At 76.1% G+C, this 6518-nt stretch carries 4 protein-coding genes and 1 pseudogene; all 5 read right to left on the bottom strand.

All coding sequences use genetic code 11. The features are described from left to right. Window positions 1–922: 922 nt before the first annotated feature. On the bottom strand, window positions 923–2044 hold the full coding sequence (locus ABEA15_RS25335) for a copper transporter (protein ID WP_344144020.1): 1122 nt from the start codon (window positions 2042–2044) through the stop codon (window positions 923–925). Then, a complete protein-coding gene (steA, locus tag ABEA15_RS25340) occupies window positions 2041–3255 on the bottom strand; it encodes a putative cytokinetic ring protein SteA (RefSeq protein ID WP_344144018.1) in 1215 nt (404 codons plus the stop codon). The genes ABEA15_RS25335 and steA overlap by 4 nt, the downstream gene beginning before the upstream one ends. A gap of 177 nt (window positions 3256–3432) precedes the next feature. Continuing rightward, a complete protein-coding gene (gene recN, locus ABEA15_RS25345) occupies window positions 3433–5133 on the bottom strand; it encodes a DNA repair protein RecN (protein ID WP_344144016.1) in 1701 nt (566 codons plus the stop codon). Window positions 5134–5210: 77 nt separating this feature from the next. Further along, window positions 5211–6149 (bottom strand): NAD kinase, encoded by a 939-nt coding sequence (locus ABEA15_RS25350; RefSeq protein ID WP_344144014.1) that lies wholly within the window; start codon window positions 6147–6149, stop codon window positions 5211–5213. Window positions 6150–6260: 111 nt separating this feature from the next. Then, window positions 6261–6518, bottom strand: a pseudogene (locus ABEA15_RS25355) (hypothetical protein); the annotation flags it as partial.

Here is a 6518-nt window from a genome sequence, read left to right on the forward strand (position 1 = left end):
AAACAGGCAGTCAACTCCTTGGCTCACAGAACGACATGGCTACGATCCGACTTCTTCGACCGCGCCGCGCACAGCAGGGGCGCTCCCGCCAGCAGCGCGAAGCGGGCCGCGCGGCCCGGCCCGGTGTCGAGCAGGTGCGCGAGGTTCGCGGCTCCGGCGATCAGGGCGCCGTCGGCCAGCGCCCCCGCTGTCGCACCCCGGCCCAGGACCGCGCCGGCGGCGAGACCGGCCGCGCCGGTTCCGGCGGCCTGGACCGCCCCGGTGGTGATACGGCCGCGGGCCAGGGCGGCGATGTGCGCCGCCGCGCCGCGGCCGCCGAAGCCGCCGGAGAGGTCGCCGTAGGCGCCGAAGGCGGCCGATCCGGCGGCCGCCAGCACCACCGCGGCGCGAACGCGGCGCGGCGTTCGGGGCGCCAGGGCGGCGCCCGCGCAGACGCCGAAGGCCAGCGCGGGTCCTTCGAGCAGGGTGACGTTCTCGCCGCGGGGGGTGGTGCGGTACCAGACGTCGCGGGTGTGCTCTGCGGTGCGGAAGACGTCGTCGACGGTGCCGCGCTGCGGCGGGCGGCGGAGGATCCGGTAGGCGATGCGCGCTCCGGCTGCGCCGAGCGCTGCGCCGGCGAGCCCGGCCCGGGCGGCGCGCAGGCGCTCGCGCAAGCCCGGGATGCGGTGCGCAGACGGAATCGGGGCCATCGCCGGTGTCCTCGGTGTACTCGGGGGCTTCGGGTGCGTGGCGGTCGCGGGCGGTCCCCGGTGTGCGGGCCCGGCATCCGGCGCGGCGCCCGGGGCCGGTGCGGCGGTGCGGTGACCGCCCCGGGCGACCGGCCCGGTTCGTGCTGCGGGGCGGCGGCCCGCTGCCCGCGGCGCGTCGGACGGAACGGGGCGCCGCGCGCCCGGCGGCCCGTTCGGCCGGAGCGTACGGCCGTTCAGGACCGGTCGGGGCGGCGGTGCGGGTCGAGGGCCGGCTCCGGTGAACCGCCGCCGCTGTCGGGCTTCCCTTCGCCGTCCGCCTCCTCGGCGCCGCCGGCGCTGTCCGGCCCGCCGTCCGCGCCGGGCGAGCCGGGCAGCGGTGCAGGAAGGAAGGCTTCGGCGCCCTCGGCCACCCCGTAGGCGCCGGTGCGGCCCTCGGCCGCGGCGGCCACCGCCAGGGCGGCGGCGACGTCGCCCGCGCTGCGCCCGGCGGCGTCGACGGTGGTGTAGGGGGCCTGCTCGGCGCGGGCGCGGCGGACGAGGCCGCCCGGGCCCGCGGAGTCGGGGCCGCCGACGAGCACCGCCGCCTCGCCGGAGCGGTGCAGCGCTGCGGCGGTGTCGAGCATGGCCCTGTCGGCGGCCGAGCCGTCGCCGGGGCCCGCCGACGCCGACGCGGAGGCCGCACCGGATCCGGCGGCCAGCGGACCGTCCGGTGCGAGCACCACGGCGAGGTCGGCGGCGTCCGCGGGCTCGCCGTGGACGCTGAGCATGCCCGCTTCGGCGAAGCCCGCGAGGGCGGCCGCGGCGTCGAAGCCGGATTCGGAGCCGGAGTCGGAGCCGCCCCCTGCGGACTCGGCGCCTCCGGATCGCAGCAGCGCGCCGCCCAGCAGCGCTCCGGCGCGGTCGTAGGCGCTGCCCTGGGGCAGGCCGGCGTCCGCGGCGAGCTGGTCGGTCAGCTCGCGCACGAAGACGGCCTCACCGGTGTCCAGGTAGGTGTCGGTGAGGGCCAGGCGCCCCGGCACGGTGCCGCCGGCCTGCTCGATGCGTTCGACGACACCCTCGCGCAGCTTGCGGTCGGTGCCGGGCGCCTCGACCACGGCGACGCTGACCCCGGCCAGGCGGTCGTGCAGGATCGCACCGGCGTAGGCGTCGGCGAGCCGGTCGCCGCCGGCGCTCAGCCGTTCAGCGAGGTCGTCCCCCGAGTGCGGGCGCTCTCCCCCCTCGGGCGGTTGTTTGGCGCCGTCGCCCCGCGCCGCCGTCAGCGGGCCGCGCAGCAGGGCGCCGCCCAGCGCGATACCCACCGCCAGGGCGAGGAAGACGGCGATGACGGACACCAGGTGGTAGCGGAAGTCGATCACGTGAACAGTCCCGTCAGCCTGTAGGCGTACTCGGCGAGGACGTGCCAGCGCGGCGCGAGCAGGTCGGCGTAGCCGACCCCGGCCGGCGCGGTGAAGGCCGCCACGACCACGGCCGGCAGGGCGGCGCCCGCCAGCGCGAGCAGCGACCACGGTGATATGCGGCTGCGGTGGAGCCGGGCGGCGCCCCGGGCGTCGACGAGCTTGCCGCCCACGCGCAGCCGGGTGAGGAACATGCCCGCCATGGCGGCGCGGCCCCGGTCGAGGAACTCCTCCAGGTCGGAGTGGCTGCCGGCGAGCACGATGAGCGACGCCCCGGCGTCGTCGGCGAGCAGCATCGCGGCGTCCTCGGCCGTGCAGGCCCCGCGGAAGGCGGCCGCCTCGCGGCCGAGGCCGCGCACCCGCTTGAGGCCGGAGGCGCGACCGTCGCGGCCGGCGTGCACCACGAGTTCGGCGCCGCCCGAGAGCGCCTCGTCGGAGACGCAGTCGAAGTCGCCGATCACGATGTCGGGCCGGTGGCCGGCCTCGATGAGCGTGTCGGCGCCGCCGTCGACACCGATCAGCACCGGGCGGAACTCGCGGATGTAGGAGCGCAGGGCGGCGATGTCCTCGCTGTGGCGGTAGCCGCGCACGGCGACGAGGACGTGCCGTCCCTCCATGGGCGTCGCCACGGAGGGCACGCCGACCCCGTCGAAGATCAGGTCGTGCTCGCTGCGCAGGTACTCCACCGTGTTGGCGGCGAACGCCTCCAGTTGGACCCCGATACCCGCACGGGCGGCGTCCATCGCGGCGGTGACGCCCTCGGGCGTCTGCACCGTCCCGGTGGCCAGCACGCTCCCGCCGCGCAGGAGGGTGCCGCCTTCCAAAGTCAGCCGCTCCCCCTCGTGCACGCGGGCGAAGACCTCGGGGTCGACGTCGTCGACCAGCGGAATCCCGGCGTCGACGATCAGCCGGGGCCCGAGGTTGGGATAGCGCCCGCTGATGCTGGGCGCGGTGTTGAGGACGGCGCCGACCTCGCGGTCGAGCAGCGCCTCGGCGCTGACCCGGTCGAGGTCGACGTGGTCGATGACGGCGATGTCGCCCGGCCGCAGCCGTTTGGCGAGGTGCTTGGTCCGGCGGTCGCACCGGACGGGTGCGGTGACTCCGTCGGAGCCGCCGCCTCGCGCGCGGCCGATCCGGCTGAGACGGGCGCCGATCGCTTCCGGGACCTTCATCGCCGGAATGCTGCCACAGCCGCCCGCCCGCGCCGAGCAGGTTCGACTACTCGGAGTGTCGGCACCATTACCGGACACATCGTGCGTTCGGGGCGCAGCGGAGGCCTGCGCGGCGCCCCGCGCGCGGCCGTCCGGCCCCGGGCCGGTGCGCCGTCGCCCGGGTGCACCGGCGGGCGGTCAGGCCTCCCGGTCCGCGGAGGCGATCGTCAGCAGCTCCTCGGCGTGGGCGCGGCCGAGCTCGGAGTCCTCCAGGCCGGCGAGCATCCGGGACAGCTCCCGGGTGCGGCCGTCGCGGTCCTGGCGGGTGACGCCGCTCTCGGTCACGATGCCCTCACTGGACTTCTCGACCACCAGGTGCGCGTCGGCGAAGGCGGCCACCTGGGGCAGGTGGGTGACGACGATGACCTGCGAGCTGCGCGCCAGCCGGGCCAGGCGGCGGCCGATCTCCACCGCCGCCTTGCCGCCGACGCCGGCGTCGACCTCGTCGAAGACGAAGGTCGGCACGGGGTCGGCTCCGGCGAAGACGACCTCGATGGCCAGCATCACGCGGGACAGCTCACCGCCGGAGGCGCCCTTGTTCAGCGGCAGCGGCGGTGCGCTGGGGTGCGGGGCGAGCAGAACCTCCACGTCGTCGCGGCCGTGCGGCCCGAAGTCCTCGCCGGTGGTGAGCTTGACGCTGACCCGGGCGTGCGGCATGGCCAGGGCGGTGAGCTCCTCCGTGACAGCGGCGCCGAAGTCCTCGGAGGCCCGGCCGCGCAGCTCGGTCAGCTCGTCGGCGAGGCCGGTGAGCTGCTCACGCAGTTCGGCCTCCTCGGCGTGCAGCCCCTCGATGCGCTCGTCGTCGCCCTCCAGCTCGGCGAGGCGCTTGGCGGCGTCCTCAGCCCAGGCCAGCACGTCGTCGGTGGTCTCGCCGTACTTGCGGGAGAGCTGGGCGAGCTGGGCGCGGCGCTCCTGGACGGCGGCCAGGCGCGCGGGGTCGGCCTCGACGGACTCGGCGTAGGAGGCGAGCTCGGTGGCGGCGTCGCTGATCACGTAGCTGGCCTCGTCCAGGCGGTCGGTGACCGCGGCGAGGGAGGTGTCGTGCTCGCGGACCGCGGTGAGCGCCTGGCGGGCGGCGGCCAGCAGGCCCACCACGTCGGCCTGGACCTCGGCGGCGGGGTCGCCGGTGAGGGCTTCGTGTGCGGTGGTTGCGGCCATGCGCAGCGAGTCGGCGTGGGCCAGGCGGGACTCCTCGGCGAGCAGTTCGGCGTCCTCGCCCGAGACCGGTTCGGCCGCGGCGATCTCCTCCACGCCGAAGCGCAGCAGGTCGGCCTCCTGCGCGCGCTCGCGCGCCTGGGCGGTCAGCTCCTCCAACGACGCGGTGACCTCGCGGTGGCGGCGGTAGGCGCCGGTGTAGGAGCGCAGCGCGCGGGCGAGCGGCTCGCCGGCGTAGCGGTCGAGGGCGGCGCGCTGGCGCTCGGGGCGCAGCAGGCGGTGCTGGTCGGACTGGCCGTGGACGGCGATGAGGTCGTCGGCGAGGTAGGACAGCACGCTCACCGGCGCGGAGCGTCCGCCCAGGGTGGCGCGGGAGCGCCCCTCGGCGGAGACGGTCCGGGTGAGGATGAGGACGTCCTCGTCGAGTTCGCCGCCCGCCTCGGCGACGCGGTCGGCGACCCGGCCCCGCGTGGGCACGGTCAGCCGCCCCTCAACGGACGCGCGGTCGGAGCCCGGACGGACCCGCTGCGGGTCGGCGCGGCCGCCGAAGAGCAGCCCCAGCCCGGTCACCACCATGGTCTTTCCGGCGCCGGTCTCGCCGGTGACGACGGTGAGACCGGGCGACAGCTCCAGCACGGCGTCGTCGATGACGCCGAGACCTCGGATGCGGACTTCTTCGAGCACCGAATCCTCTCCTGCTCACCATTGGCGTGCTTGCGGTCGGGACGCGCTCGGGCGAGGCGTCTGCGTTCGGCGGCCGACTAGGCGTCGTACTCGGAGCGCCCGCGCCAGCCGGCGACCGGCAGGGCGAACTTGGCCACCAGCCGGTCGGTGAACGGCGCCCGCTGCAGGCGCGCGAGGCGGACCGGCAGTTCAGCGCGGGTCACCTCGATTCGTGCCCCTGCGGGCAATTCGACCATACGGCGTCCATCGCACCAGAGCACGCCTGCCGTGGTCTCGGGAACGACTTCGAAGGCCACGGTGGAATCGGGCGAGACCACGATGGGCCGGGCGAACAGGGCGTGGGCGCTTATCGGAGCGATCACCAGCGCCTCGACCTCCGGCCAGACGATGGGCCCGCCGGCGGAGAAGGCGTGCGCGGTCGAGCCGGTCGGTGTGGCGCACACCACGCCGTCGCAGCCCCAGCGGGACAGCGGGCGGCCGTCGATCTCCAGGACCATGTCCAGCATCCGCCGGGCGCTGGCCTTCTCCAGGGTGGCCTCGTTCAGCGCCCACGTGCGCACGGGGGGCGCGGTGGCGTTGCGGCCGCCGTTGTAGACGGCGATGTCGAGGGTCATGCGCTCCTCGACGTCGTAGTCGCGGTCGACGACGCTGCGCACCGTGGCGCCGAGGTCCTCGCGCTCGGCCTCGGCGAGGAAGCCCACATGCCCGAGGTTGACGCCCAGCAGCGGGGCGCCGGCGGGGCGCGCGATCTCCGCGGCGCGCAGCAGGGTGCCGTCGCCGCCCAGGACCATCACCAGCTCGGCGCCTTCGGCCGCGTCGAGCCCGCCCACCGCCTCGACCGGGTCGAGGTCGCAGCCGGCCAGCTTCAGTTCGTCGACCTCCGAGGCCAGCATCCGCACGGTCAGCCCCGCCTCGGTGAGGCTGCGGTGGACCAGTTGAGCGCTCCGCATGGCCGCCGCGCGGCCGGTGTGCGCCAGCAGCAGCACGCTGCGTCCGTCCGATACGGGGCTGGTCATCGGGTCTCCTCAACTTCTCCTGGCAACACCGCCCTCGACCGCCGGCGGCCCGGGCGTGCCACGGCGCGACCGGCGGTGCGGGGTCCGCGGCACCGGCTCGCACCGGCCGGGTCACGCTACCCGCCCTGGGTGGGCGTGTCCCACAACGACGTTATCCACATCCGCCGATCCGGGGTGGCGCCGGAGGGGAAAGGCCCGCTTGACTCGAAGTATGGACTTCGGATCCGGCACCGCGCACCGGCCCGGCTCCGCCGCGCGGCGGATCTTGGCCATCGCGGCGGGGTCCGCGTTGACGATCGCGTCGAACACGGGGGTGGTGCCCGTGTTGTTGACGAGGACGTCGATGCGGCCGAACTCGGCGAGCGTCCG

Source organism: Streptomonospora halophila (assembly GCF_039542725.1).
Taxonomy (GTDB): domain Bacteria; phylum Actinomycetota; class Actinomycetes; order Streptosporangiales; family Streptosporangiaceae; genus Streptomonospora; species Streptomonospora halophila.

What these genes read in the sequence shown, in the direction of transcription:
- steA (WP_344144018.1), bottom strand. Translation starts at nt 3,255, where the DNA reads ATGAAGGTCCCGGAAGCGATCGGCGCCCGTCTCAGCCGGATCGGCCGC.
- ABEA15_RS25350 (WP_344144014.1), bottom strand. Translation starts at nt 6,149, where the DNA reads ATGACCAGCCCCGTATCGGACGGACGCAGCGTGCTGCTGCTGGCGCAC.